We start from the raw sequence: 26,369 nt of genomic DNA, 5'->3' as shown, positions 1-26,369 counted from the left end.
TATAAAATGGTGAGGTAGGTTGCCGGACTCTTTGCGTTTTTGCCATTTACGCTCTGGCAATGGCAGAAACAAAAAGGTTTCCGCCCAGCTTAGCTTTTACTGTAGCGAATCGACTGCGTCGGCGGTAAAACTGCACGCAGCACTGAATTCGACATTACACAGAGGTTAAGCAAATGATGGTTTATCCAGTCAAACACAGTCCGCTATTGCGTCAGCCTGAGCATTTTATCGCCAGAGATGAACTAAAAGCCCTGGTGCAAAAGGTGACGCATAACCTGGTCAATATTAAAGATGAGACAGGCGAATTTTTATTGCGACTGGACGACGGACGCGTGATCGATACTAAAGGCTGGGCCGGATGGGAGTGGACGCACGGCGTGGGCCTGTACGGAATGTATCACTATTACCAACAGACCGGCGACCAGACGATGCGTAAGATCATTGATGACTGGTTTGCCGATCGTTTTGCGGAAGGCGCGACGACGAAAAACGTTAATACGATGGCGCCGTTTTTAACGCTGGCGTATCGCTATGAAGAGACGCGTAATCCAGCGTATTTACCGTGGCTGGAAACGTGGGCCGAATGGGCGATGAATGAAATGCCCCGTACCGATCACGGCGGAATGCAGCACATCACGCTGGCGGAGGAAAATCATCAGCAGATGTGGGACGACACGCTAATGATGACGGTGCTGCCGCTGGCGAAAATCGGTAAGCTGTTGAACCGGCCGGAATATGTGGAAGAGGCAACCTATCAGTTCCTGCTACACGTGCAGAATTTGATGGATAAAGAGACGGGGCTGTGGTTCCACGGCTGGAGCTATGACGGTCATCATAACTTCGCTAACGCTCGCTGGGCGCGCGGCAACAGCTGGCTGACCATTGTGATCCCGGATTTTCTTGAACTGCTGGACTTGCCGGAAAATAATGCCGTGCGCCGTTATCTGGTCCAGGTACTGAATGCGCAGATCGCCGCGCTGGCGAAATGTCAGGATGAAAGCGGTTTGTGGCATACGCTGCTTGACGATCCGCACTCTTATCTTGAGGCGTCGGCGACGGCGGGTTTTGCCTACGGTATTCTTAAAGCGGTGCGCAAACGTTATGTCGAACGGCACTATGCGCAGGTGGCGGAAAAAGCTATCCGGGGGATAGTGAAACATATCTCGCCGGAAGGCGAACTGCTGCAAACGTCATTTGGCACTGGCATGGGCCACGATCTCGATTTTTACCGTCATATTCCGTTGACCTCTATGCCTTACGGGCAGGCGATGGCAATGCTGTGTTTGACGGAATATCTGCGTAACTATTTCTGATGTATGCAGATATTCCGGTCGTATCCTTGTCTGATGGCGCTTTGCTTATTTGATTATGGCGCCTGACCCGACTGTGTGGTATCAGCCTGTGGATCAAACAGGTGGTCAAGGATTTTTCGCATGATGGGCGCGGCGGTAACGCCGTCGCTTCCGCCGTTTTCCAGAATCAAGGCAATAGCGACCTTAGGGTTTTTATACGGTGCAAAAGCGGTATAAAACACATGATCGCGCAGGCGAATGGGGATCATTTTCGCGTTGTAGGTCTGATTTTCTTTCAGGCTAAATACCTGCGACGTGCCGCTTTTGGCCGCAATGCCGTAGGGCGCGGTGTGAAAGAACTTATAGCCCGTTCCGTTGGGTGCATTCGCCATGCCGTACATCGCCTGACGCACCAGTCCCCAGTATGGCGACGCCGGATCGGCTATCTGTGCCGGTGTTCCTGAAGGACGATACGGAACCACCGTTTTGCCGCTCTCTTCATTGAGTAACAGGTGAGGGGCAATCACCTTACCGTTGTTGATGAGCGCCACCATCGCTTTAACCATCTGGATGGGGGTGGCAATCCAGTAACCCTGGCCGATGCCGACAGAGATGGTATCGCCCTGATACCAGGCTTTTTTATGGACCCGCTGTTTCCATGCGCGGCTGGGAAGCAGCCCGTCATACTCTTCATTTAGGTCGATGCCCGTCGGTTTGCCATAGCCGAACTGAGACAACATCGTGTCGATACGGTCAATACCCATCATATAAGCGACCTGATAGAAAAAGGTATCCGCAGATTCCTCAATCGCTTTAGTGACATCCAGCATACCGTGTCCGGTTTTTTTCCAGTCCCGGTAATGCCGCTGCGTGCCGGGAAGCGTCCAGGTTGGCGCGCCAAAGAAGGTGGTTTGCGGCGTAATAATCCCGCATAACAGCGCGGACATCGCCATATAGGGTTTAACCGTTGATGCCGGGGGATAAAGCCCTTGCGTCACGCGGTTGATCAGCGGCAGATTTTTATCGTGCAGCAGTTTGCCGTAATCCTGATAGCTAATGCCTTTTACAAAGGGGTTCGGGTCGTAGCTGGGCATAGATACCATCGCCAGCACTGAACCATCGTGCGGATCTTCAACCAGTACGGCAGCACGCTGCCCGGCCAGCAAACTTTCAATGTACTCTTGTAAATGGAGATCCAGCGTCAGGTGAATGTTCTTACCCGCGATGGGAGGAACGTCTTTCAGCAGGCGGACAATACGCCCGTGATTATCCACCTCGACCTCCTGATAACCGGTTTTGCCATGAAGATCGTTTTCGTAGTAACGCTCAATCCCCTGTTTACCGATGTTATGGTCCGCCGCGTAATTCTCTGCCAACCCTTTTTTATCCAGCGCTTTAAGGTCGTTATCGTTTATCTTTGACACGTAACCGAGAACATGCGCCAGCTCCGCGCCGTAAGGATACTGCCGATCCTGATAGCTATTGATCGTGACGCCGTTGAAATGAAACTGATTGACCGCAAAGCGTGCGATTTCAACATCCGTTAGCGCGTTTTTGAGCACAACCGGACGATAGCGGCTACTGGATTTTAGCGCATGGCGAAAGTCGGCGATATCGTCGGGGGAGAGATCAACAATAGGGGTGAGCTGTTTTAGCAGCGCATCCATATCGGCAATTTTATAGGGCGTAACCGCGATATCATACCAGGTTACGTTACGCACCAGCGGAATGCCGTTGCGATCGTAAATGATGCCGCGCGTGGGAGCGACGGGTAGCATCTTGATATCGTTCTCATTCGAACGGGTGGTGTAGTAGTGGTGCTGACGGATTTGCAAGTTATAGAGGTTGAAGATCAGGATACCAAAGCAGACAACCACTACACCAAACGCCACAATCACACGTCTCAGGAAGAGTTTCTCTTCCGCATCAAAGTCTTTAAAAGTCATTACCTGTACCTGAACAATCCGCCGCCTAATGATACGGGGCGGTCAGCGCCAGCACAGGTAAAAGATGTTCCATCTCTCTATAGAAATGTGTCATTCCTTGTGATTTGTTACAGATATACCGCTGTGGCAATAAAAAGGCCTGAGTCCGTTACCCGGAGTCAGGCCTGATGATGTTAACGACGGCGCGTTTACATGCGTTCTACGGTTTCGATACCCAACGTATCCAGACCCAGTTTCAGCGTCTTCGCCGTCAGTTGCGCCAGTTTTAGGCGGCTATTGCGAACCGCGTCATTCTCGGCGCTGAGAATAGGGCAGTGCTCGTAGAAGCCGGAGAACAGCCCGGCGACGTCATACAGATACGCGCACATGACGTGCGGCGTACCTTCACGCGCGACCACCGTCAGGGTTTCTTCAAACTGCAGCAGACGGGCAGCGAGCTGCGCTTCGCGATCTTCGCTAATGATAACCGGCGCGCTCGCCAGCGCCTGCTCGTCGATGTCCGCTTTACGGAAAACAGACAGCACACGCGTATAGGCATACTGCATATAAGGAGCGGTATTGCCTTCGAAAGCCAACATATTATCCCAGTCGAAGATATAGTCAGTGGTGCGGTTTTTTGACAGATCGGCGTATTTCACCGCGCCAATACCGACGGCGTTAGCCAGTTTTTCCAGCTCGTCAGCCGGCATATCCGGGTTCTTCTCCGCCACCAGACGACGCGCGCGCTCCAGCGCCTCATCCAGCAGGTCCGCCAGTTTCACCGTACCGCCCGCGCGAGTTTTAAACGGTTTACCGTCTTTACCCAACATCATGCCGAACATGTGATGTTCCAGCGGAACGGAATCCGGCACATAACCGGCTTTACGCACAATGGTCCAGGCCTGCATCAGGTGCTGGTGCTGACGGGAGTCAATGTAGTAGAGCACGCGGTCGGCGTGCAGCGTTTCGTAACGGTATTTGGCGCAGGCGATATCGGTAGTGGTATACAGATAACCGCCATCTTTCTTCTGAATAATGACGCCCATCGGATCGCCTTCCTTGTTTTTAAACTCATCAAGGAAAACCACAGTTGCGCCTTCGCTTTCAACCGCCAGTCCTTTGGCTTTCAGATCGGCGACGATGCCCGGCAGCATCGGATTATACAGACTTTCGCCCATCACATCGTCACGCGTCAGAGTGACGTTCAGACGATCATAGGTGATCTGGTTTTGCGTCATCGTGATATCAACCAGCTTACGCCACATCTCACGGAAATAGGCATCACCGCTCTGCAATTTGACGACGTAGTTACGCGCGCGCTCGGCAAACGCTTCATCTTCGTCATAATGCTTTTTCGCATCGCGGTAAAATCCTTCGAGATCCGCCAGCGCCATGTCGCCCGCGTTTTCCTGCTGCTGTTTTTCCAGCCAGGCGATAAGCATACCGAACTGGGTGCCCCAGTCGCCGACGTGGTTAGCGCGAATAACATGATGGCCCAGAAACTCCAGCGTGCGTACTGCCGCATCGCCGATAATCGTGGAGCGTAGATGACCGACGTGCATCTCTTTCGCGACGTTGGGCGCGGAGTAGTCGACGACAATCGTCTGGCGAGTCGGCTGAGAAACGCCCAGACGATCGGAGGCCAGCGCCTGCTGCACCTGTTCAGCGAGAAAAGCCGGTTCGAGGAAAATATTGATAAAGCCAGGGCCGGCGATTTCAACCTTGCTGGCGATGCCGCTGAGATCCAGATGAGTCAGCACCTGCTCTGCAAGTTGTCGGGGGGCCATACCCAGTTTTTTCGCAACTGCCATCATGCCGTTGGCCTGATAGTCGCCGAACTGAACTTTGGCTGACTGACGAACCTGGGGCTCGCAATCTGCAGGCGCGCCTGCAGCAATCATGGCCTGACTAACTTTTTCTGAGAGAAGAGCCTGAATATTCACCGGAATACCTTACGTTTATGAAGCGGGCTGTATTGCCCGCGCCAGTTTAAGAATTAGGGCGGGAGTATACTGCAAATGCCCGTTGGCGTCAGCATTGCGCGCGCGGCGCGTCGCCTGAAATATACGCAACAATAATCTGCATAAGCATTCAATAAACGCCCAATCAAATCAAAGGTTGGTTGCCGGGGCGCAACAGCGTAAATTAGCGGTTTTCACAGCAAGAAGAGCGTCCTGATATGGCGAACTGGCAACACATTGATGAACTGCATGATATTTCCGCAGATTTACCGCGATTCACTCTGGCGTTCAGAGAACTTTCCACTCGCCTTGGTCTGCAGATTAGCACCCTTGAGGCCGATCACATTTCATTGCGCTGTCACCAGAATACGACGGCGGAGCGTTGGCGTCGCGGTTTTGAACAATGCGGCGAGCTACTGTCGGAAAATATCATCAACGGCAGGCCGATTTGTCTGTTTAAACTGCATGAACCGGTATGTGTGGAACACTGGCGGTTTTTTGTTATTGAATTACCGTGGCCGGGAGAAAAACGCTATCCACACGAAGGGTGGGAGCATATTGAAATCGTGCTGCCCGGCGAGCCGGAGACCTTGAACGCGAGGGCCCTGGCGTTGTTGTCGGATGAGGGGCTTAGTCAGCCGGGGATCGTGGTTAAAACCAGTTCGCCACAGGGCGAGCATGAACGTTTGCCAAACCCTACGCTGGCCGTGACCGATGGCCGCATCACGGTAAAATTTCATCCATGGTCGATTGAAGCGATTGTCGCCAGCGAACAGGCGGCCCATTAACCTGCCGAGTGGAGTGAATATGGCGTTACTTGAGATCTGTTGTTACAGCATGGAATGCGCGCTCACCGCGCAGCGAAACGGCGCGGATCGTATCGAACTGTGCGCCGCGCCGAAAGAAGGGGGGCTTACGCCTTCTTTCGGCGTCTTACGCAGCGTACGCGAGCATATTACGATTCCCGTACATCCGATTATTCGTCCTCGCGGCGGGGATTTTTACTACACTGACGGCGAATTTGCCGCCATGCTGGAAGATATCCGCCTCGTCAGAGAGTTGGGGTTTCCCGGGCTGGTTACTGGCGTGTTGACCGTTGATGGGGATGTCGATATGTCGCGAATGGAAAAAATAATGGCGGCGGCCGGATCTCTGGCGGTGACATTCCACCGCGCCTTCGATATGTGCGCTAATCCCTTCAATGCGCTAAAGAATCTGGCTGACGCAGGCGTAGCAAGAGTACTGACTTCCGGGCAAAAAGCCGATGCGGCGCAAGGTTTATCAATAATTATGGAACTTATTGCCCAGGGGGATGCTCCAACCATTATGGCTGGTGCGGGGGTTCGTGCAAATAACCTGCAGAATTTCCTCGATGCCGGAGTACGGGAAGTACACAGTTCCGCCGGAGTCTTACTGCCTTCGCCGATGCGCTATCGCAATCAGGGGTTATCGATGTCTGCCGATATACAGGCGGACGAGTATTCTCGCTATAGGGTAGAGGGTGCGGCGGTCGCTGAAATGAAAGGAATCATTGTTCGCCATCAGGCCAAATGATTTTTACCGTTGCATCATGTCGCCCAATATGATGCTTGCTCGTACCAGGCCCCTGCCAATTCAACAGGGGCCTTTTTTTCTCCTTCATATTTCAAGCCGCAGCAGCGTTGGCCGCCTCGCGCACCCCGGTCACGTAGCTACCTACGTTCCCGGGGATTTGCTGCGTTGCCGCCTTGCTGCAACTTGAACTATTTTGGAGAAACGGTGCTATACGTAACGGTCATTCGGCAATCCATCACGGTTTACGCGCAATCAGCACCGCGCGCTGCGGGGCGGGATAGCCTTCCACCGTCTTGCTGCGATCGTTCGGGTCAAGAAAATCGGCCAGCGACTCGGTAACCATCCATTCGGTACGGCGCTGCTCTTCGGTGGTAGTGACGCAAACGTCAGCGATATGCACATCAATAAAGCCGCATTTTTCCAGCCATTTTTTTAATGCCGGCGCGGAAGGAATAAAATAGACGTTACGCATCTGCGCGTAGCGGTCACCCGGCACCAAAACGGTATTTTCGTCGCCGTCGACGACCAGCGTTTCCAGTACCAGTTCACCCTCGTTGACCAACTGATCTTTTAACTGCCACAGATGCTCCAGCGGCGAGCGACGGTGATAAAGCACCCCCATCGAGAAGACGGTATCAAATGCTTTCAGCGCCGGGAGTTGTTCAATGCCCAACGGCAGCAGATGCGCGCGCTGATCGTTACCCAACAGTTTACGCACCGCCTCAAACTGGCAGAGGAAAAGCTGCGTAGGATCGATGCCGACCGCCAGATGTGCGCCCGCGCCAATCATCCGCCACAGGTGATAGCCGCTGCCGCAGCCGACATCAAGGATCGTCCGGCCGGTTAAATCTGACAGATGCGGCAGTACGCGATCCCACTTCCAGTCGGAGCGCCATTCGGTATCAATATCTACGCCATAAAGCGAGAACGGGCCTTTACGCCACGGCATCAGATTACGCAGCAATGTATCAATACGCTTTAGCTGACCTTCGCTGAGCGGCGTTTCGCTTTCCGCCGTGACGCTGTGCAGTAAATCCAGCCGCCAGGGCGTAATTTCCGGTAAAAATTCTACCGCGTTCGACCACTGTTTAAACAAGCCATGCTGCTGCTCGCGTTGCCAGGCGGCAATCTGCGCGGGCAATGTTTCCAGCCAGTGGGAGAGATGATTTTTAGCAATGAGCTGATAAAAGTTACCAAACTCGATCATGCGGCAACTCCGGCTTTTAACGCGACAAGCGACCCGAAATTAAAGCACTGGAACCACAGTTCACTGTGTTCGAAACCCGCCTTACGCAGGCGCGCTTTATGTGTTTCCACCGAGTCGGTGAGCATCACGTTTTCCAGCATACTGCGCTTCTGGCTGATCTCCAGTTCGCTGTACCCATTAGCGCGTTTAAAATCGTGGTGCATGTTGAATAACAGCTCGCCCACTTTCGCGTCTTCAAAGCTAAATTTTTCCGACAGTACCAGCGCGCCGCCGGGATTCAACCCCAGGTAAATCTTATCCAGCAATGCCTGGCGTTCGGCAGGTTCAAGGAATTGCAGGGTAAAATTCAGCACCACCATCGAGGCGTTTTCAATAGTGATATCGCGGATATCGCCTTCAACGACTTCAACCGGCGTAGGCGCTTTATACGCATCAATATGACGGCGGCAGCGTTCAATCATGGCCGGGGAGTTATCGACGGCGATAATGCGACAATGCTCATGGCGGATATTACGCCGAACAGACAGCGTCGCGGCACCCAGCGAGCAGCCCAGATCGTAGACCTGCGTGTTCGGCTGCACAAAGCGTTCAGCTAACATGCCGATCATGGAGATGATGTTGGAGTAGCCTGGTACCGAACGCTGAATCATGTCGGGAAAAACTTCGGCTACTCGTTCATCAAAAGTCCAGTCGCCGAGACGGGCGATAGGCGCAGAAAAAAGCGTGTCGCGGTGAGACATAACGTATACATCCGGGAAAAATAAAGGCGCATATTGTGCGCTAATATAGGGAGAAAACCAACTCCCAGGGCATATACCACAGGTTTGCCAGCACCATCAGCAACAATGCGCACCAGGTCGCGCTCATCCCCGCCCGCCGCCAGCGGAACAGGCGGTGGTGAAAACCGTAATAATGCATCAGCCGACCGGCGATTAAAATGATGCCGCAGATATGCACCATCCACGTTTCGGCGCCGTTCATTTCCATAAACAGCAGCAGCACCAGCGCGACAGGAATATATTCCACCGCGTTGCCATGAATACGGATGGCGCTTTGCAATTCGCTAAAACCGCCGTCGCCATAGGCGACACGGTACTGCATTCGCAAGCGAACGACATTAAAAGAGAACTTCATTAATAATAACGCACCCAAAACGGCATACAGCGCGCTTACCATACAAACTCCCTTTTAAAATGGCTGATGGCACTGTCTATGATAGGGGGCATTTTCAGAAAAGAGAAGATTGCTGTGGAATGGACGGAGCAGTGCCGATTTCCGGTAAGACGCTGCGTAAATCATGCCAAAGCGTATTCACCAGTTCCGGCGCCTGCGCGATATCCGGTGTATGTAAAAACAGAAAAGGCGTGGTGGTCTGCCGCCACTGCGGGAGTTTCTGCAACCAGGCGGCGAAAAATTCACGGTTTTGCGCCATATTATCGCTACCGATAAAACGCACCATCGGATGACTAGCCGTCACGACTGCATGTACCGGGACTTTGGGCTTTTTTCGCTGCGCGTCGCGGACGGCCTCGCTGTGGGGATGGGCGGCATGAACCGGACGACTATCCAGGATCACGCGGTTTACGCCGCGCGCGTGTAACCCGCGATTGAGCCGCTGTTCATCCTCACCCTTGTCAAAAAAACACGGATGACGAACTTCTACGCCATAGGTAAACGTGGCGGGGAGCGCATCAAGAAACTGCCATAAGGCGGGGAGATCGCGCGGTCCAAAGGCGGCGGGCAACTGCAGCCAGTATTGGCCAATACGCGTTTCCAGCGGCGCCAGGCGGGTAAAAAACGCCTGTACCAGATCGTCGCAATGGCGCAGAGCGGCCTGGTGAGAAATGGTGGCGGGAAATTTAAAGCAAAAACGGAAATCGTCCGTAGTTTGCGCATACCAGCGATCGACAATTTCCGCTTTCGGCAGCGCGTAAAGCGTGGTGTTGCCCTCCACGCAGTTAAAGTGGCGGGCATACTCTTCCAGACTGGTGATGCCGAGCCGCGCCCATTTCGGGTGCGACCATTGCGGCAGGCCAATGTAGATCATAAGGCGTTTAAAATATCCTCTACGCTGCGTACCCGGCCAATGCGCGGGAAAATATGCGTCATACTGCTCTGATGCTGCTCACTGCTGGCGGCGCTACAGGCATCTTCGGCAATAATAAGGTTAAATCCTAACTCCCAGGCGTTGCGCGCTGTGGATTCGACGCCGATATTGGTTGAGATCCCGCACAATATGATGGTGTCGATACCCCGGCGGCGAAGCTGTAATTCCAGGTCGGTGCCGTAAAACGCGCCCCACTGGCGTTTAGTCACTTCCAGATCGCTGTCCTTTTTACCCAATGCCGTAGGCCAGGTCCACCAGTTTTCCGGCAACGCGTGCGCAGGCGTTGCGGCATCCACCGGCTGTTTTAACGCTTCGGCATAATCATCAGACCATCCGACGCGTACCATAACCACGGGCGAACCGTTGGCACGACACTTTTCCGCCAGCCGCGCGGCGCGGGCGACCACCTCATTTGCCGTATACGGGCCGCCGGCAAACGGAAGAATTCCTTCCTGTAAATCAATAACCACCAGGGCGGTTGTGGTCGCGTTGAGTTTCAGCATGATAATCACTCTCCTAAAAATAGCGGATTTCACTACACCTTAAGCGCGATTAAAGAGGAAAGCGGCGACAAATATTGTTAATTTTTGTGAGCATACGCAATACCCGCGTGAAAAACCCGGGTACAGTCAGTATGAACCAAGTGTCGATACCGCATGAAACGGGCAAGTTATCGCTCCCATGCTGGATTGACTCTTATCGTGCGGCAGAATTTCCAGTATAATAGCCGCCTTTTTTCATCCAGTTGTGACATACAGCTAAAGCTGCGACTTCGTCGCCTGCATGGCAGGCAACAATCCGCCTGCGGCTAAGTTAAGGGATATCTCATGCGTACAGAATATTGCGGACAGCTACGTCTGTCCCACGTGGGGCAGCAGGTGACTCTGTGTGGTTGGGTCAACCGTCGTCGTGATCTTGGCAGCCTGATCTTTATCGATATGCGCGACCGCGAAGGTATTGTGCAGGTGTTCTTCGATCCGGATCGTGCGGACGCGTTAAAGCTGGCCTCTGAACTGCGTAATGAGTTCTGCATTCAGGTTACGGGCACCGTGCGTGCGCGTGACGCGAAAAACGTCAATGCGGATATGGCGACCGGCGAAATTGAAGTGCTGGCGTCCTCTCTCACTATCATCAACCGCGCAGACTCACTGCCGCTTGACGCTAACCACGTTAATACCGAAGAGGCGCGTCTCAAGTACCGCTATCTGGATTTGCGTCGTCCGGAAATGGCGCAGCGCCTGAAAACTCGCGCCAAAATTACCAGCCTGGTGCGTCGTTTTATGGACGATCACGGTTTCCTTGATATTGAAACGCCGATGCTGACCAAAGCCACGCCGGAAGGCGCGCGCGACTATCTGGTGCCTTCGCGCGTGCACAAAGGTAAATTCTACGCGCTGCCGCAGTCGCCGCAGCTGTTCAAACAGCTCCTGATGATGTCCGGTTTCGACCGTTACTATCAGATAGTCAAATGCTTCCGTGATGAAGACTTACGTGCTGACCGTCAGCCGGAGTTTACTCAGATCGACGTCGAGACCTCCTTCATGACCGCGCCACAAGTGCGCGAAGTGATGGAAGCGCTGGTGCGCCATTTGTGGCTGGAAGTGAAAGGCGTGGATCTGGGGGATTTCCCGGTCATGACGTTTGCCGAAGCGGAACGTCGCTACGGTTCCGACAAGCCAGACCTGCGTAACCCGATGGAACTGGTAGATGTCGCTGACCTGCTGAAATCGGTAGAGTTCGCGGTCTTCGCGGGCCCGGCTAACGATCCGAAAGGCCGCGTGGCAGCGCTGCGTGTGCCTGGCGGCGCACAGCTTAGCCGTAAGCAGATCGACGATTACGGTAACTTTGTTAAGATCTACGGCGCGAAAGGACTGGCGTATATCAAAGTTAACGAGCGCGCGAAAGGTCTGGACGGGATTAACAGTCCGGTGGCCAAGTTCCTGACCGCCGACATCGTCGAGGCTATCCTTGAACGTACCGGCGCGCAGGACGGCGACATGATCTTCTTCGGCGCAGATAACAAAAAAGTGGTTGCCGATGCGCTGGGCGCGTTGCGTCTGAAACTGGGCAAAGACCTGAGCCTGACCGACGAAGACAAATGGGCGCCGCTGTGGGTGATTGACTTCCCGATGTTCGAAGACGACGGCGAAGGCGGTCTGACCGCGATGCACCATCCGTTCACCGCCCCGCGTGACATGACGGCGTCTGAACTGAAAACTGCGCCGGAAGAAGCCGTCGCTAACGCTTACGATATGGTGATTAACGGCTATGAAGTGGGCGGCGGTTCGGTGCGTATTCACAACGGTGAAATGCAGCAAACCGTATTTGGTATTCTCGGTATCAATGAACAGGAGCAGCGCGAGAAGTTCGGCTTCCTGTTGGATGCGTTGAAATACGGTACGCCGCCGCATGCGGGCCTGGCGTTTGGTCTGGACCGTCTGACCATGCTGTTGACCGGCACCGACAATATTCGTGATGTTATCGCCTTCCCGAAAACGACCGCCGCCGCGTGTCTGATGACTGAAGCGCCGAGTTTCGCCAACCAGGCAGCGTTGACGGAGTTAGGGATTCAGGTTGTGAAGAAAGCCGAGAGTAACTGATATGAACAATGTACACGACATCATTCGCGTGATATCGCGGCGGCCCGCAAGGGCGAGTCTCATCAATGCGCGGCGTCACCCAACAGCCAACAACGAGGTCGCGTGAAGGATAAAGTGTACAAGCGCCCCGTTTCGGTCCTGGTGGTTATTTTCGCGCAGGATACGAAACGGGTGCTAATGTTGCAGCGACGCGATGACCCGGATTTTTGGCAGTCAGTGACTGGCAGCATAGAAGAAGGGGAGACCGCGTTGCAGGCCGCCGTACGTGAAGTCAAAGAGGAGGTCACGATTGATGTTGCGGCAGAGCAACTGACCTTAATCGACTGCCAACGTACGGTGGAGTTTGAAATTTTTTCACATTTACGTCATCGCTATGCGCCGGGCGTCATGCACAATACAGAATTCTGGTTCTGCCTTGCATTACCGCATGAGCGGCAGGTGATATTCACTGAACATCTGACGTACCAGTGGCTTGATGCGCCTGACGCGGCGGCGCTTACCAAGTCCTGGAGTAACCGGCAAGCGATTGAAGAGTTTGTCATTAACGTCGCCTGAAAAGGCGCGCTTTTTTTGAGGAAATATTTATGGCAGGTCATAGTAAATGGGCCAACACCAGACATCGTAAAGCTGCGCAGGATGCCAAGCGCGGTAAAATCTTCACTAAAATTATTCGTGAACTGGTAACGGCAGCTAAATTGGGCGGCGGCGATCCGGATGCCAACCCGCGTCTGCGCGCGGCTGTAGATAAAGCGCTGGCCAACAACATGACCCGCGACACTCTGAACCGTGCCATCGCTCGCGGTGTGGGTGGTGATGAAGACTCGAACATGGAAACCATCATCTATGAAGGTTATGGTCCTGGCGGCACGGCCATTATGATTGAGTGTCTGAGTGACAACCGTAACCGTACCGTAGCGGAAGTGCGTCATGCTTTCAGCAAGTGCGGCGGTAATCTGGGTACCGATGGCTCAGTGGCGTACCTGTTCAGTAAGAAAGGGGTCATCTCCTTTGAGAAAGGCGATGAAGACACCATCATGGAAGCCGCTCTGGAAGCTGGCGCGGAAGATGTTGTGACCTATGATGATGGCGCGATTGATGTTTACACTGCCTGGGAAGAGATGGGCAAAGTGCGTGACGCGCTGGAAGCGGCGGGTCTGAAAGCGGACAGCGCCGAAGTGTCCATGATCCCGTCAACCAAAGCGGATATGGATGCGGAAACCGCGCCGAAACTGCTACGTCTGATCGATATGCTGGAAGACTGTGACGATGTCCAGGAAGTCTACCATAACGGTGAGATCTCTGATGAGGTGGCGGCGACCCTGTAATGGTGCTGTTAAACGCCGGCGGGCAGGGGGGATAGCGTGTCGATTATTCTCGGTATTGACCCCGGCTCGCGCATTACCGGTTATGGCGTTATTCGCCAGGTAGGCAGACAACTGACCTATCTGGGCAGCGGATGTATTCGTACCAAAGTCGATGATTTGCCGTCTCGTTTGAAGCTCATATACGCAGGCGTGACGGAAATCATCACGCAGTTCCAGCCGGACTATTTTGCTATCGAACAGGTGTTTATGGCGAAGAACGCCGATTCAGCCCTCAAGCTGGGACAGGCGCGCGGCGTCGCGATTGTCGCCGCGGTCAATCAGGAACTGCCCGTGTTTGAATACGCGGCGCGTCAGGTGAAGCAAACCGTCGTCGGTATTGGTAGCGCGGAGAAAAGCCAGGTTCAGCATATGGTGCGCACGTTGCTCAAACTGCCCGCTAACCCGCAGGCCGATGCCGCGGATGCGCTGGCTATCGCCATTACGCATTGCCACGTTAGCCAGAACGCGATGCAAATGAGCGAGAGCCGACTCAATCTGGCGCGGGGAAGGTTGCGCTAAATCATTCTCCCTCAGCCTCGCGTTGAGGGGGTTCAATTCCACAGGCGCTAATTAATTCTAAATTGGGATGTTGCCACAGACTGGCGGGCGTCACCGTCTTACGATCCCACGGGATTGAACCTAAAAACCAGAACTTCCAGAAGGCGAGTTTCGCATCAGGATTGCTGTGAAGTAATTCTTTGAATGTCTCAATATCGCCTACCGGAATACACAATGCTTCTTTATAGATATCAAACACAAATTTCGAGCAGAACTGGCGCGATGACTCGTATTTAAACCCCGTGTGATAAAACTTATTCAGCCGGGCGGGAACCTGTTCCATGATGGCGAGTTTCTGTTCGACCGTCAGACCGCCGCACAGGCGACGAACCGCGTAACGTTGTCCGGCTGAACGTTGTATAAACAGTGACAGCGTGGTGACGGTTGAGAGGGGGACGCGACTTTCCGCCACCAGATAGTCATCACCATTATGACCAATAATAATCCCAACATGGTTGCTCCAGCACTGTGAAGCGGTGGATATCTGGCCGAAAAGCGCGGCACCTATACAGGTAAAGACGATATCCCCGGTTTCATATTGGACAGAATAATGTTTTTTCATGTTCACGTTCCATTATTACCTAAAATAATATCCTTTATTTTACGCTATTGGATAATTAGCATTATACTCACATAATGACAAGATATTATTATCAATAAATATCCATCATGAATATTATAGTTTACGGTGATAATGTTTTTACCTCTTTCCAGAGGTGAAAGTGAAAGGGAAAATAGACGAATGCAGGGAATAAGTGGACTGTCCTTTCCATATTATATAATTGTTTATATCGCCATATATTTTTCTTGAGTCTATGTTATTGTCTGGTTGTGTTTCTCTTCATGCTTATTGCTTTTGTTTTTAATAGGCATTTGAGGTGTGATCTGGCAAGAGTGGTTGGCGCAAATATTTGGCTGACTCTGCGTTATATTAAGCGCCAGGGGGAACAGGAGGCGAAAGTGCAAAAGGTTAGGTTGCAATGCAAAAAATATCGAGTTTGTACTGTTCATCAATCGCTGATTATTATTGTTGTAAAGGGTAAGGAAGTGATTAACAACGGTACCGTTTATCTCGTTCATGGTCCAGAGGTTGAAGGACATTTTCCATTAAACCACCTCTGCATATAACGGCTGAGGCGGCTTAATTCAATTAATGCTGTGCATTAAACTGTGATGGTAATCTGGCAATTATTGGAAGGACTGCTGGCATTCCCGATAATTTAACCCTTGTGGCCAGGTATCCCGCTCTGTTTCCCCTTGAATCATTTTATCTGCTTTCACAAAGGAGTCTTTATCGCGGGCAATGCAGGAGCTTATCAGAATATTATTAAGCGTGCGGGTTGATGGAAACTGTTTGTAGCGATCTCTCCAACCTTGCAGCATATCATCCCAGGAGACAATCTGACGTTTATTCAGTAAAGCCATTAATTCAGGTTGGTAATGGATTGCATTACTCCAGATATAAGCGTAGTAAGAAAGTCCCGATTGATCTTTGTTTTTTTCTGCGGCCATTCTGGCGATTTTTTCGACTTCTTCCGGAGAGCCACCCCATTTAGGCAAACGAGCGACCATGGCCTCGATATAAATATTTTGATAGGCGGGATATTTTTTGCTGGCTTCTTCCAAAGTGCTATAGAGCAGCTCTTTATCCTCAAGATTGCGTGCGACCATTTCCATTTCCTGATACCAGGTCACATCTTTGTCGGCAATATCTTTGTTCTTTAACAGATACTCTTTTTCCTGAATCATCAGCTTCTTATATTTCGGCCATATATCAGAGTCCACCGTGCTGGCCGCACCTTCACCGCGTAAATTCACGGCTTTAGCATCAAAAACCATTGCTTGCAGCAGCCTTGCACCCGTGGATTTGGGGTTTGCTTTAAGCCACTCTTTTGCCACGCCAGAAATACCATTGTCGGAAACATCTACTGAAAAAAGATTATAGATCCCTCCCCATGCGATAACCAGTTTATGAGTTCCGCCGCTGGTTGTCGGGAATCCGGTATTGTATTCCTGAAACATAGCGTCCAGCTTGTCCCACTTTTGGCTGACAGTATAGGCGATAGCTTGTTGCTCAATGGCCATTCTTTCCCGTGTTTCCGTGAGGCTATTAGCTGACGCCAGCGCAGGAATAGCCATTAATGCACCTATGACAATATTTTTCAATAACATTGAATTTCTGTCCTGAATGATTAAATAACAAGATGATTAAAAATGTTTATAAAGGATGTGCTTTCACCGGAGGAAATTCAAGCTATAGTGATAATGCGTATCTGGACTTTTTATTTATTATTCTTACAGAAAATGTTATTGAATTATATTTATTATAGACACTTATTATATCTCCACATCATGGGGCGCGGCGGCACCCGGTGGTGTTGCGCGACCGATTCGAAGGGAAGGCCATTGAGATAGGCGAATAACGTGTTTTTCATCTGGATAAACATCCAGTCTTTTTTTATGATAGTGCATTATCTTTTCAGCCCTTTACGCAGGAGCGTCATGTGATAGGCAGACTCAGAGGCATTATTCTCGAAAAACAACCCCCGATCGTGCTGCTGGAGACAGGGGGCGTAGGCTATGAAGTACATATGCCTATGACCTGCTTTTACGAGCTGCCGGAGGCCGGGCAGGAGGCAATCGTCTTCACCCACTTTGTGGTGCGTGAAGATGCGCAGTTGCTGTACGGATTCAACAATAAGCAAGAGCGCACGCTGTTTAAAGAGCTAATTAAAACGAATGGCGTCGGGCCTAAGCTGGCGCTGGCGATTCTCTCCGGCATGTCGGCGCAGCAGTTCGTCAATGCGGTTGAGCGCGAAGAGCTTGGTGCGCTGGTGAAGCTGCCGGGTATCGGCAAGAAAACTGCCGAACGATTGATTGTCGAAATGAAAGACCGCTTTAAAGGGCTACATGGCGATCTCTTTACGCCAGCGGTCGACTTGGTATTGACGTCGCCGGCCAGCCCAACCTCGGAAGATGCAGAACAAGAAGCAGTTGCTGCGCTGGTGGCGCTGGGTTATAAACCGCAAGAAGCCAGTCGGATGGTAAGCAAGATCGCCCGTCCGGATGCAAGCAGTGAAACACTGATTCGCGACGCGTTACGCGCCGCGTTATGAGGTAAAGGATGATAGAAGCAGATCGCCTGATTTCAGCAGGCGCCACGATCGCAGAAGACGTCGCCGATCGCGCCATTCGCCCGAAGTTATTGGCGGAATATGTCGGCCAACCGCAGGTGCGCTCCCAGATGGAGATCTTTATTCAGGCGGCAAAACTGCGTGGCGACGCACTAGATCACTTGCTGATTTTCGGCCCGCCAGGGTTAGGTAAAACGACTCTGGCGAATATCGTTGCCAATGAAATGGGCGTCAATCTCCGAACCACGTCCGGCCCGGTGCTGGAAAAAGCAGGCGATCTGGCGGCTATGCTCACCAATCTTGAACCGCATGATGTGCTGTTTATTGATGAGATTCACCGGCTTTCACCGGTGGTGGAAGAGGTACTCTATCCGGCGATGGAAGATTACCAGTTGGATATTATGATTGGCGAAGGGCCTGCTGCACGTTCAATTAAGATCGATCTGCCGCCGTTTACGCTCATTGGCGCGACGACGCGCGCCGGGTCGTTAACGTCCCCGCTACGCGACCGTTTTGGTATTGTGCAGCGCCTGGAGTTCTACCAGGTGCCCGATCTGCAGCACATCGTCGGGCGCAGCGCAAGGCACATGGGGCTTGAGATGAGCGATGACGGCGCGCTGGAAGTGGCGCGTCGGGCGCGCGGTACGCCGCGTATAGCCAACCGCCTGCTCAGACGTGTGCGTGATTTCGCCGAGGTGAAGCATGACGGGGCTATTTCAGCGGAAATTGCCGCGCAGGCGCTGGATATGCTGAACGTCGATGCGGAAGGGTTTGACTATATGGATCGCAAGCTGCTGCTGGCGGTTATTGATAAATTCTTCGGTGGACCGGTCGGCCTGGATAACCTGGCGGCGGCGATTGGCGAAGAGCGTGAAACCATTGAGGATGTGCTGGAGCCGTATCTGATTCAGCAAGGCTTTTTGCAGCGCACGCCGCGTGGGCGTATGGCAACGGTGCGCGCCTGGAACCATTTCGGGATCACGCCGCCAGAGATGCCTTAGCGCCTGAAGTCGCTGCGCTCATCAGACCTGGGCGATTTTGTAGGCCCGGTAAGCGCAGCGCCACCGGGCAACACACGCTTAGCTTGCCTGCTTTTTCATCATACTGAAGATAAACAGCAGCGCGGCACACAGCACTACGGATGGCCCTGCCGGGGTATCATAAAAGGCTGAGAAGGTCAGTCCACCTGTAACCGCTATCATACCTACACCAACGGCGACGCCCGCCATCTGTTCCGGCGTACGGGCAAAGCGACGCGCGGTTGCGGCGGGGATAATCAGCAGCGACGTAATGATCAGCGCTCCGACAAACTTCATCGCCACGCCAATAGTTAACGCCGTTACCAGCATCAATAGCAGCTTCACGCGCTGTAACTTCACGCCATCGACAAAGGCAAGATCCGGACTGATAGTCATTGACAGCAAGTTGCGCCACTGCCAGAAGAGAATGGCCAGCACAATAACGACCCCAATAGCGATCGAGATAAGATCTTCCGGCGTGACGGCCAGCAAATCGCCAAATAGATAAGCCATTAAATCAACGCGGACGTTGGACATCAGGCTGACCACGACCAGTCCTAAAGATAAGGCGCTGTGCGCCATAATGCCCAGTAAGGTATCAATCGCGAGGTGAGGGCGTTTCTCCAGCCATACCAGACCGGCGGCCAGCAGCAGCGTAACGGCGATTACCGCATAAAAGGGGTTAACGTCCAGCAACAGGCCAAACGCCACGCCCAGAAGCGACGCGTGAGCCAGCGTATCGCCAAAATAGGACATCCGACGCCAGACCACAAATGAGCCCAAAGGACCAGCGGCGCAGGCCAGCATCATCCCGGCCAGCCAGCCGGGCAGTAATAATTCAATCATGAGTGACCATTTCCCCGGCGCAGTACAATACGACCCTGTAAATCGTGGCGATGATTATGATGATGGCGATAAATCCCTAATTGCTCCGCGCCTCGCGGGCCAAACATAGAAATAAATTCCGGATGCATAGACACCACTTCCGGCGCGCCGGAACAGCAAATATGATGGTTCAGGCATAACACTTCATCCGTCTTTGCCATGACCAGATGTAGGTCATGCGACACCATCAGCACGGCGCAATCGAGTTCACGGCGCAGCTGATCGATAAGGTCGTATAACGCGACCTGGCCGTTGACATCCACGCCTTGCGTCGGCTCATCAAGTACCAGCAACTGCGGCCTGTTAAGCAGAGCACGCGCCAGCAGTACGCGCTGTGTCTCACCGCCGGAGAGTTTTTGCATGGGCGCGTCAATCAAATGTCCGGCCTGAACGCGTTTAAGCGCCGGGAGAATATCCGTTTTTTGCGTGCCGGGACGTAAACGTAAAAATCGGTTTACCGTCAGCGGAAGCGTGGTATCGAGATAGAGCTTTTGCGGGACATAGCCGATACGGAGTTGCCCGTTGCGCTTGATCACCCCTTCATCAGGGGCTACCAGTCCTAAAACCACGCGTACAAGCGTTGACTTCCCCGCGCCGTTAGGGCCGAGAAGCGTTAAAATTTTTCCGGGGCTCAATTCAAGCGACACGTCAGAGAGGACGCGGCGTTGACCAAATGAGACCGAGACGTTTTCCAGTGAAACTAAACTTGTCATGTTAATTTTAGGCTTGCAGAAGTGATAGAATGTTATAATATCACATTTCACACATTCATTACGATGATTAGTCGCATTATGTTACAGAAAAATACGCTTCTTTTCGCAGCATTATCCGCCGCGCTTTGGGGGAGTGCAACCCAGGCTGCCGACGCCGCCGTTGTCGCTTCGCTTAAACCGCTTGGGTTCATCGCTTCCGCCATTGCTGATGGCGTTACGGATACGCAAGTATTACTTCCGGATGGGGCATCCGAGCATGATTATTCATTGCGTCCATCAGACGTAAAACGCTTACAGGGCGCGGACTTAGTCGTCTGGGTTGGCCCGGAAATGGAAGCCTTTATGGAGAAGTCGGTCAGGAATATTCCTGATAATAAGCAGGTTACCATTGCGCAACTTGCCGATGTAAAACCGTTACTCATGAAGGGCGCGGATGATGATGAGGATGAACATGCGCATACGGGCGCCGATGAGGAAAAAGGTGACGTACATCACCATCACGGCGAATATAACATGCATCTTTGGCTCTCCCCAGAGATAGCGCGGGCTACAGCGGTTGCAATCCATGAAAAATTAGTGGAACTTATGCCGCAAAGTCGAGCCAAACTCGACGCCAACCTGAAGGATTTTGAGGCACAATTAGCCGCAACCGATAAACAGGTCGGTAACGAGCTCGCGCCGCTCAAGGGGAAAGGGTATTTCGTTTTTCATGACGCCTACGGTTACTACGAAAAACACTACGGACTCACCCCGCTCGGTCACTTTACCGTGAACCCTGAGATACAACCTGGCGCGCAGCGTTTACATGAAATAAGAACACAGTTGGTTGAGCAAAAAGCAACCTGCGTTTTTGCTGAGCCACAATTCAGGCCAGCGGTCGTGGAAGCCGTGGCGAGAGGGACATCCGTTCGAATGGGAACACTGGACCCCCTCGGGACGAACATTAAACTGGGTAAAACAAGCTATTCAGCGTTTTTAAGCCAATTAGCCAACCAGTATGCGAGCTGCCTGAAAGGAGATTAACGAGGAAGTGAATACGTGCAACAGATAGCCCGCTCTGTCGCCCTGGCATTTAATAATCTGCCCCGACCCCACCGCGTTATGCTGGGGTCACTTACCGTTCTGACACTGGCCGTCGCCGTATGGCGGCCCTATGTTTACCACCCAGAATCCGCACCAATCGTTAAAACTATTGAACTGGAGAAAAGCGAGATTCGTTCCCTCTTACCGGAGGCCAGCGAACCCATCGATCAGGCCGCGCAGGAAGATGAAGCTATTCCTCAGGATGAGCTGGACGATAAAACCGCAGGCGAAGTCGGCGTCCATGAATACGTCGTCTCCACAGGCGATACGTTAAGCAGCATTCTGAATCAGTACGGCATCGATATGAGCGATATTAGCCGACTTGCCGCTTCTGATAAGGAGCTGCGCAATCTGAAAATTGGCCAACAGCTTTCCTGGACACTGACCGCCGATGGCGATTTACAGCGTCTGACATGGGAAGTCTCCCGCCGTGAAACGCGTACCTACGATCGCACTGCCAACGGTTTTAAAATGAGCAGTGAAATGCAGCAGGGGGACTGGGTTAACAGTCTGCTGAAAGGCACGGTAGGGGGTAGCTTTGTCGCCAGCGCGAAAGAGGCCGGTTTAACCAGCAGCGAAATCAGCGCAGTGATAAAAGCCATGCAGTGGCAGATGGATTTTCGCAAGCTGAAAAAGGGCGATGAATTTTCGGTTCTGATGTCGCGCGAGATGCTGGATGGCAAGCGTGAACAGAGTCAGTTGTTGGGCGTGCGGATGCGTTCCGATGGTAAAGATTACTACGCCATTCGCGCCGCTGACGGTAAATTCTATGACCGTAACGGGGTTGGCCTGGCGAAAGGCTTTTTACGCTTCCCGACCGCCAAACAGTTCCGCATCTCCTCCAACTTCAATCCGCGCCGTCTGAACCCGGTTACCGGACGCGTTGCGCCGCATCGTGGCGTTGACTTTGCGATGCCGCAGGGTACGCCGGTGCTGTCGGTGGGGGATGGCGAGGTCGTGGTCGCTAAACGTAGCGGCGCTGCCGGTTACTACATTGCGATTCGTCATGGACGCACCTACACCACACGTTACATGCACTTGCGTAAGCTGCTGGTGAAACCGGGGCAAAAAGTGAAACGTGGCGATCGTATTGCGCTTTCTGGTAACACCGGGCGTTCCACAGGGCCGCATCTGCATTATGAGGTATGGATAAACCAGCAAGCCGTTAACCCTCTGACAGCAAAATTGCCGCGCACGGAAGGTCTGACGGGGTCAGATCGTCGTGAATACCTGGCACAGGTGAAAGAGGTTCTGCCGCAACTGCGCTTCGATTAACAAATGCGCTGACAGAGCCGGTACGCGATGTGTGCCGGCTTTTTTGTTTTGTGTGCGGCGCAGACGTCGCTACACTATTCACAATTCCTTTTCGCGTCAGCAGACCCTGGAAAAGCATGGAAACCAAAAAAAATAATAGTGAGTATATCCCTGAATTTGAAAAATCCTTTCGCTATCCGCAGTATTGGGGCGCCTGGTTGGGCGCTGCGGCAATGGCGGGGATCGCACTAACACCGGCATCATTCCGCGACCCTTTGCTGGCGACGCTGGGGCGTTTTGCCGGACGGCTGGGGAAGAGTTCTCGTCGCCGGGCGCTAATTAATCTGTCGTTGTGCTTTCCGCAGCGTAGCGAAGCTGAGCGCGAAGCGATTGTCGATGAGATGTTCGCCACCGCGCCACAGGCAATGGCGATGATGGCTGAGTTGGCGATGCGCGGTCCGAAAAAAATTCAACAGCGTGTTGACTGGGAAGGTCTGGAAATCATTGAGGAGATGCGTCGTAACGACGAAAAAGTCATTTTTCTCGTACCGCATGGCTGGGGCGTCGACATTCCAGCCATGCTGATGGCCTCTCAGGGGCAAAAAATGGCGGCGATGTTTCATAATCAGGGTAATCCGGTTTTTGACTATATCTGGAACACAGTGCGTCGGCGTTTCGGCGGACGTTTGCATGCGCGTAATGACGGGATTAAACCCTTTATTCAGTCTGTTCGTCAGGGCTACTGGGGTTACTACCTGCCGGACCAGGATCACGGCCCGGAGCATAGTGAATTCGTTGATTTCTTTGCGACATACAAAGCGACGCTGCCTGCAATTGGTCGGCTGATGAAAGTGTGCCGCGCACGCGTGATACCGCTTTTCCCGGTGTATAATGGTAAAACGCATCGCCTGACTATCCAGATTCGCCCGCCAATGGACGATCTGCTCACGGCTGACGACCACACTATCGCCAGACGGATGAACGAAGAGGTCGAAATTTTTGTCGGCCCGCATCCGGAACAGTACACCTGGATCCTGAAGCTGCTCAAAACCCGCAAGCCAGGCGAGATTCAGCCGTATAAGCGTAAAGATCTTTATCCCATCAAATAAATAAAGCCTCTCGTAAGAGAGGCTTTATGCTGACAAACCCTGTACTACCTGATGAACAGGTGTGGGGGAGTTTTACTCAACGGTCAAAATACGCGTGGTATTGGTTGAACCGACGGTGCTCATGACATCGCCCTGGGTCACGATAACCAGGTCGCCGGAAACCAGATACCCTTTATCGCGCAGCAGATTAACAGCTTCATGTGCCGCGACAACGCCATCAGCCGCGCTGTCAAAATGCACCGGCGTTACTCCGCGGTAGAGCGCGGTCAGGTTGAGCGTGCGTTCATGGCGCGACATGGCGAAAATCGGCAGGCCGGAGCTGATACGGGAAGTCATTAGCGCGGTACGACCGGATTCCGTCATGGTGATGATCGCGGTAACGCCTTTCAGATGGTTTGCCGCATACATCGCAGACATGGCAATAGCTTCTTCAACGTTGTCGAACTGCACGTCGAGACGGTGTTTAGACACATTGATGCTGGGGATTTTTTCTGCGCCCAGGCAGACGCGCGCCATTGCGGCAACGGTTTCAGAAGGATACTGACCGGCTGCGGTTTCGGCAGACAGCATAACCGCATCCGTGCCATCCAGGACGGCGTTCGCCACGTCCATCACTTCCGCGCGGGTCGGCATCGGGTTGGTGATCATCGACTCCATCATCTGCGTTGCGGTGATGACTGCACGGTTTAGCTGACGCGCACGGCGAATCAGCGCCTTCTGGATACCAACCAGCTCCGGATCGCCGATTTCAACGCCCAGGTCGCCACGTGCGACCATCACAACGTCAGAGGCCAGAATGATATCGTCCATGGCGTTTTGATCGCATACCGCTTCGGCGCGTTCGACTTTAGCCACAATTTTCGCGTCGCAGCCGGCGTCGCGCGCCAGGCGGCGTGCATAGTTCAGATCTTCGCCGCAGCGCGGGAAGGAGACGGCCAGATAGTCAACGCCTATCAGCGCCGCGGTTTGAATATCGGCTTTATCTTTTTCGGTCAGCGCTTCAGCAGAAAGCCCGCCGCCGAGCTTGTTAATGCCTTTATTGTTAGACAGCGGGCCGCCGACGGTGACCTCGGTAAAGACTTTCATGCCCTGGACTTCAAGCACTTTCAACTGTACTCGACCATCGTCAAGCAGCAGGATATCGCCAGGAACGACGTCTGCCGGCAACCCTTTGTAATCAATGCCGACTTTTTCTTTATCGCCTTCGCCTTTACCCAGGTTAGCGTCTAACAGAAATTTGTCCCCGATATTGAGGAACACTTTGCCTTCTTTAAAAGTGGAAACGCGAATTTTTGGCCCTTGCAGGTCGCCTAAAATAGCCACATGACGCCCCAGTTTGGCGGCAATCTCACGGACTTTATCAGCACGCATTTTATGATCTTCCGGCGAGCCGTGAGAGAAGTTCATACGTACGACGTTTGCGCCCGCGGCGATAACCTTCTCAAGGTTGTTATCGCGGTCAGTTGCCGGGCCTAACGTGGTAACGATTTTGGTTCTGCGAAGCCTTCTGGACATGTAATACTCCGTTGACTAAAACAACTTGGTGTTGCGTGAACATTGATCCGGTCGTTCTGAAACCTTAACGGTATAAAATGAACGTCCCCGGATGACGAAAAGGGTAGAACATTGTTATTGCTTTTAGCGGTCATCACTCCTGATGAGTAATTCTTTATCAAAACGCGATTCCTTGAGCGCTTCCTTGACACGCTTCAAGTTATCTCTGAATTTTGCCCCGCGACGCAAAGTAAATCCCGTTGCCAGCACATCTATCACGGTCAGCTGAGCAAGTCGAGAGACCATGGGCATATAAATGTCTGTATCTTCCGGTACGTCGAGGGTAATGGCCAGCGTGGCTTCGCGCGCCAGCGGCGTTCCAGCGGAGGTCAGGGCGATCACCATCGCATCGTTTTCCCGCGCCAACTGCGCCAGTTCCACCAGGCTCTTGGTTCTGCCAGTATGCGAAATGAGCACGACGACGTCATCATCGTTACAATTCATACAGCTCATCCGTTGCAGCACGATATCGTCGGAGTAAATCACCGGCACATTGAAGCGAAAAAACTTATTCATGGCGTCATGCGCGACCGCGGCGGAGGAACCAAGACCAAAAAAGGCGATTTTTTTTGCCTGGGTCAGTAAATCGACGGCGCGGTTGACGGCCGATTTATCCAGCGACTGACGAACATGGTCGAGACTGGCCATGGCGGACTCGAAGATTTTTCCTGTATAGGCCTCAACGCTGTCATCTTCATCCACATTGCGATTAACATAGGGGGTGCCATTTGCCAGACTTTGCGCCAGATGCAGTTTAAAATCAGGAAAGCCGCGGGTATTCATGCTGCGACAGAAACGGTTCACCGTTGGTTCGCTAACGTTAGCTTCCTGGGCCAGCATGGCAATGCTTAAGTGAATCGATCTGCCTGGGGCGGCCAGAATAACATCGGCGACTTTTCGTTCAGATTTGCTTAAATGTTCCAGTTGAGACTGGACTTTTTCCAGCATATTCATGATTAGCAAGGCTCATGGGTATTAGCGATTTCAATGATGCGCGAAACCGAGCGCGTTTTGTTAGATATTACTCCTGGAGGCTGTCAAAGGGGGCAA

Annotated in this window: 25 protein-coding genes; 12 read left to right on the top strand and 13 right to left on the bottom strand. The window is 52.7% G+C overall.

Features of this window, described 5'->3' with window-relative positions; genetic code table 11:
- The first annotated feature begins 173 nt into the window (after positions 1–173).
- On the top strand, positions 174–1,313 hold the full coding sequence (locus ABVN44_RS09495; RefSeq protein ID WP_000989908.1) for a glycoside hydrolase family 105 protein: 1,140 nt from the start codon (positions 174–176) through the stop codon (positions 1,311–1,313).
- Positions 1,314–1,366: 53 nt separating this feature from the next.
- On the opposite strand, the gene mrdA is transcribed toward ABVN44_RS09495, so the two are convergent.
- Together mrdA and argS are read right to left on the bottom strand one after the other, a co-directional pair.
- Positions 1,367–3,238 carry a penicillin-binding protein 2 gene (mrdA, locus tag ABVN44_RS09490; RefSeq protein WP_000142857.1) on the bottom strand — a complete coding sequence of 624 codons (1,872 nt, stop codon included), beginning with the start codon at positions 3,236–3,238 and terminating at the stop codon, positions 1,367–1,369.
- A 188-nt stretch (positions 3,239–3,426) separates the two neighbouring features.
- Entirely contained in the window at positions 3,427–5,160 is a 1,734-nt protein-coding gene (gene argS, locus ABVN44_RS09485) for an arginine--tRNA ligase (protein WP_001025358.1), read from the bottom strand.
- Positions 5,161–5,396: 236 nt separating this feature from the next.
- Between argS and ABVN44_RS09480 the strand changes: the two genes are divergently transcribed.
- On the top strand, positions 5,397–5,966 hold the full coding sequence (locus ABVN44_RS09480) for a VOC family protein (protein WP_023232090.1): 570 nt from the start codon (positions 5,397–5,399) through the stop codon (positions 5,964–5,966).
- A gap of 19 nt (positions 5,967–5,985) precedes the next feature.
- Complete coding sequence (gene cutC, locus ABVN44_RS09475; RefSeq protein ID WP_001185774.1) at positions 5,986–6,732, top strand: copper homeostasis protein CutC; 747 nt, start codon at positions 5,986–5,988, stop codon at positions 6,730–6,732.
- Positions 6,733–6,967: 235 nt separating this feature from the next.
- On the opposite strand, the gene cmoB is transcribed toward cutC, so the two are convergent.
- From cmoB to ABVN44_RS09450, 5 genes are read right to left on the bottom strand one after another with little or no spacing between them, the layout of a single operon-like run.
- A complete protein-coding gene (cmoB, locus tag ABVN44_RS09470; protein WP_023232091.1) occupies positions 6,968–7,939 on the bottom strand; it encodes a tRNA 5-methoxyuridine(34)/uridine 5-oxyacetic acid(34) synthase CmoB in 972 nt (323 codons plus the stop codon).
- Positions 7,936–8,679, bottom strand: a complete 744-nt coding sequence (cmoA, locus tag ABVN44_RS09465; RefSeq protein WP_000019607.1) for a carboxy-S-adenosyl-L-methionine synthase CmoA — start codon at positions 8,677–8,679, stop codon at positions 7,936–7,938. The genes cmoB and cmoA overlap by 4 nt, the downstream gene beginning before the upstream one ends.
- Positions 8,680–8,719: 40 nt before the next feature.
- The gene (locus ABVN44_RS09460) at positions 8,720–9,115 is read right to left on the bottom strand and encodes an MAPEG family protein (protein ID WP_000252975.1); all 396 of its coding nucleotides are present in this window, start codon (positions 9,113–9,115) and stop codon (positions 8,720–8,722) included.
- A gap of 52 nt (positions 9,116–9,167) precedes the next feature.
- On the bottom strand, positions 9,168–9,986 hold the full coding sequence (locus ABVN44_RS09455; RefSeq protein WP_000639226.1) for a DUF72 domain-containing protein: 819 nt from the start codon (positions 9,984–9,986) through the stop codon (positions 9,168–9,170).
- Complete coding sequence (locus ABVN44_RS09450) at positions 9,983–10,549, bottom strand: hydrolase (RefSeq protein WP_000916144.1); 567 nt, start codon at positions 10,547–10,549, stop codon at positions 9,983–9,985. Before ABVN44_RS09450 ends, ABVN44_RS09455 begins: the two co-directional genes overlap by 4 nt.
- A 324-nt stretch (positions 10,550–10,873) precedes the next feature.
- Here ABVN44_RS09450 and aspS point away from each other — a divergent pair, with 324 nt between their 5' ends.
- The 4 genes from aspS to ruvC all read left to right on the top strand — a co-directional run bounded on the left by aspS (position 10,874) and on the right by ruvC (position 14,529).
- Complete coding sequence (aspS, locus tag ABVN44_RS09445) at positions 10,874–12,646, top strand: aspartate--tRNA ligase (protein ID WP_023232094.1); 1,773 nt, start codon at positions 10,874–10,876, stop codon at positions 12,644–12,646.
- A 102-nt stretch (positions 12,647–12,748) separates the two neighbouring features.
- Positions 12,749–13,201: a dihydroneopterin triphosphate diphosphatase gene (gene nudB / locus ABVN44_RS09440; protein WP_000653693.1), complete on the top strand. Its 453-nt coding sequence runs from the start codon at positions 12,749–12,751 to the stop codon at positions 13,199–13,201.
- A gap of 29 nt (positions 13,202–13,230) precedes the next feature.
- Positions 13,231–13,971 carry a YebC/PmpR family DNA-binding transcriptional regulator gene (locus ABVN44_RS09435; RefSeq protein WP_000907242.1) on the top strand — a complete coding sequence of 247 codons (741 nt, stop codon included), beginning with the start codon at positions 13,231–13,233 and terminating at the stop codon, positions 13,969–13,971.
- 36 nt (positions 13,972–14,007) lie between these two features.
- Positions 14,008–14,529 (top strand): crossover junction endodeoxyribonuclease RuvC, encoded by a 522-nt coding sequence (gene ruvC / locus ABVN44_RS09430; RefSeq protein WP_000022509.1) that lies wholly within the window; start codon positions 14,008–14,010, stop codon positions 14,527–14,529.
- A 1-nt stretch (position 14,530) separates the two neighbouring features.
- On the opposite strand, the gene ABVN44_RS09425 is transcribed toward ruvC, so the two are convergent.
- Both ABVN44_RS09425 and ABVN44_RS09420 read right to left on the bottom strand, forming a co-directional pair.
- On the bottom strand, positions 14,531–15,130 hold the full coding sequence (locus ABVN44_RS09425; RefSeq protein WP_023232095.1) for a YebB family permuted papain-like enzyme: 600 nt from the start codon (positions 15,128–15,130) through the stop codon (positions 14,531–14,533).
- A 626-nt stretch (positions 15,131–15,756) separates the two neighbouring features.
- Positions 15,757–16,653: a DUF4034 domain-containing protein gene (locus ABVN44_RS09420; RefSeq protein WP_010989032.1), complete on the bottom strand. Its 897-nt coding sequence runs from the start codon at positions 16,651–16,653 to the stop codon at positions 15,757–15,759.
- A gap of 419 nt (positions 16,654–17,072) precedes the next feature.
- Between ABVN44_RS09420 and ruvA the strand changes: the two genes are divergently transcribed.
- Positions 17,073–17,684, top strand: a complete 612-nt coding sequence (ruvA, locus tag ABVN44_RS09415; protein WP_000580335.1) for a Holliday junction branch migration protein RuvA — start codon at positions 17,073–17,075, stop codon at positions 17,682–17,684.
- A gap of 8 nt (positions 17,685–17,692) precedes the next feature.
- Positions 17,693–18,703, top strand: a complete 1,011-nt coding sequence (gene ruvB / locus ABVN44_RS09410) for a Holliday junction branch migration DNA helicase RuvB (protein ID WP_000568504.1) — start codon at positions 17,693–17,695, stop codon at positions 18,701–18,703.
- Between the two features lie 78 nt (positions 18,704–18,781).
- Here ruvB and znuB read toward each other — a convergent pair whose 3' ends face one another.
- Positions 18,782–19,567 carry a zinc ABC transporter permease subunit ZnuB gene (znuB, locus tag ABVN44_RS09405; protein WP_000571508.1) on the bottom strand — a complete coding sequence of 262 codons (786 nt, stop codon included), beginning with the start codon at positions 19,565–19,567 and terminating at the stop codon, positions 18,782–18,784.
- On the bottom strand, positions 19,564–20,319 hold the full coding sequence (gene znuC, locus ABVN44_RS09400; RefSeq protein ID WP_000203023.1) for a zinc ABC transporter ATP-binding protein ZnuC: 756 nt from the start codon (positions 20,317–20,319) through the stop codon (positions 19,564–19,566). Before znuC ends, znuB begins: the two co-directional genes overlap by 4 nt.
- Before the next feature lie 78 nt (positions 20,320–20,397).
- On the opposite strand from znuC, the gene znuA reads away from it, so the two are divergent.
- The 3 genes from znuA (at position 20,398) to lpxM (ending at position 23,765) form a co-directional block, all read left to right on the top strand.
- A complete protein-coding gene (gene znuA / locus ABVN44_RS09395) occupies positions 20,398–21,342 on the top strand; it encodes a zinc ABC transporter substrate-binding protein ZnuA (protein ID WP_000939597.1) in 945 nt (314 codons plus the stop codon).
- A gap of 15 nt (positions 21,343–21,357) precedes the next feature.
- Positions 21,358–22,677, top strand: a complete 1,320-nt coding sequence (gene mepM, locus ABVN44_RS09390) for a murein DD-endopeptidase MepM (RefSeq protein ID WP_001184028.1) — start codon at positions 21,358–21,360, stop codon at positions 22,675–22,677.
- Positions 22,678–22,793: 116 nt separating this feature from the next.
- Positions 22,794–23,765, top strand: a complete 972-nt coding sequence (gene lpxM, locus ABVN44_RS09385) for a lauroyl-Kdo(2)-lipid IV(A) myristoyltransferase (RefSeq protein ID WP_000448401.1) — start codon at positions 22,794–22,796, stop codon at positions 23,763–23,765.
- Positions 23,766–23,837: 72 nt separating this feature from the next.
- On the opposite strand, the gene pyk is transcribed toward lpxM, so the two are convergent.
- Positions 23,838–25,280: a pyruvate kinase gene (gene pyk / locus ABVN44_RS09380; RefSeq protein WP_000091156.1), complete on the bottom strand. Its 1,443-nt coding sequence runs from the start codon at positions 25,278–25,280 to the stop codon at positions 23,838–23,840.
- Between the two features lie 123 nt (positions 25,281–25,403).
- Positions 25,404–26,273, bottom strand: coding sequence for a MurR/RpiR family transcriptional regulator (locus ABVN44_RS09375; RefSeq protein ID WP_001056719.1), 870 nt, complete (start codon positions 26,271–26,273; stop codon positions 25,404–25,406).
- Positions 26,274–26,369 lie beyond the last annotated feature (96 nt).

This window comes from Salmonella sp. SJTUF15570, from assembly GCF_043357055.1.
Taxonomy (GTDB): domain Bacteria; phylum Pseudomonadota; class Gammaproteobacteria; order Enterobacterales; family Enterobacteriaceae; genus Salmonella; species Salmonella enterica.
The sequence above is the reverse complement of the archived record's forward strand: the minus strand, read 5'-3'. Positions and strand labels throughout refer to the sequence as shown.

Coding starts and splice junctions, on each gene's coding strand:
- ABVN44_RS09495 (WP_000989908.1), top strand. CDS start 174: ATGATGGTTTATCCAGTCAAACACAGTCCGCTATTGCGTCAGCCTGAG.
- mrdA (WP_000142857.1), bottom strand. CDS start 3,238: ATGACTTTTAAAGACTTTGATGCGGAAGAGAAACTCTTCCTGAGACGT.
- ABVN44_RS09480 (WP_023232090.1), top strand. CDS start 5,397: ATGGCGAACTGGCAACACATTGATGAACTGCATGATATTTCCGCAGAT.
- cutC (WP_001185774.1), top strand. CDS start 5,986: ATGGCGTTACTTGAGATCTGTTGTTACAGCATGGAATGCGCGCTCACC.
- cmoB (WP_023232091.1), bottom strand. CDS start 7,939: ATGATCGAGTTTGGTAACTTTTATCAGCTCATTGCTAAAAATCATCTC.
- cmoA (WP_000019607.1), bottom strand. CDS start 8,679: ATGTCTCACCGCGACACGCTTTTTTCTGCGCCTATCGCCCGTCTCGGC.
- ABVN44_RS09460 (WP_000252975.1), bottom strand. CDS start 9,115: ATGGTAAGCGCGCTGTATGCCGTTTTGGGTGCGTTATTATTAATGAAG.
- ABVN44_RS09455 (WP_000639226.1), bottom strand. CDS start 9,986: ATGATCTACATTGGCCTGCCGCAATGGTCGCACCCGAAATGGGCGCGG.
- ABVN44_RS09450 (WP_000916144.1), bottom strand. CDS start 10,549: ATGCTGAAACTCAACGCGACCACAACCGCCCTGGTGGTTATTGATTTA.
- aspS (WP_023232094.1), top strand. CDS start 10,874: ATGCGTACAGAATATTGCGGACAGCTACGTCTGTCCCACGTGGGGCAG.
- ABVN44_RS09435 (WP_000907242.1), top strand. CDS start 13,231: ATGGCAGGTCATAGTAAATGGGCCAACACCAGACATCGTAAAGCTGCG.
- ABVN44_RS09425 (WP_023232095.1), bottom strand. CDS start 15,130: ATGAAAAAACATTATTCTGTCCAATATGAAACCGGGGATATCGTCTTT.
- ABVN44_RS09420 (WP_010989032.1), bottom strand. CDS start 16,653: ATGGCCATTGAGCAACAAGCTATCGCCTATACTGTCAGCCAAAAGTGG.
- ruvB (WP_000568504.1), top strand. CDS start 17,693: ATGATAGAAGCAGATCGCCTGATTTCAGCAGGCGCCACGATCGCAGAA.
- znuB (WP_000571508.1), bottom strand. CDS start 19,567: ATGATTGAATTATTACTGCCCGGCTGGCTGGCCGGGATGATGCTGGCC.
- znuC (WP_000203023.1), bottom strand. CDS start 20,319: ATGACAAGTTTAGTTTCACTGGAAAACGTCTCGGTCTCATTTGGTCAA.
- znuA (WP_000939597.1), top strand. CDS start 20,398: ATGTTACAGAAAAATACGCTTCTTTTCGCAGCATTATCCGCCGCGCTT.
- lpxM (WP_000448401.1), top strand. CDS start 22,794: ATGGAAACCAAAAAAAATAATAGTGAGTATATCCCTGAATTTGAAAAA.
- pyk (WP_000091156.1), bottom strand. CDS start 25,280: ATGTCCAGAAGGCTTCGCAGAACCAAAATCGTTACCACGTTAGGCCCG.
- ABVN44_RS09375 (WP_001056719.1), bottom strand. CDS start 26,273: ATGAATATGCTGGAAAAAGTCCAGTCTCAACTGGAACATTTAAGCAAA.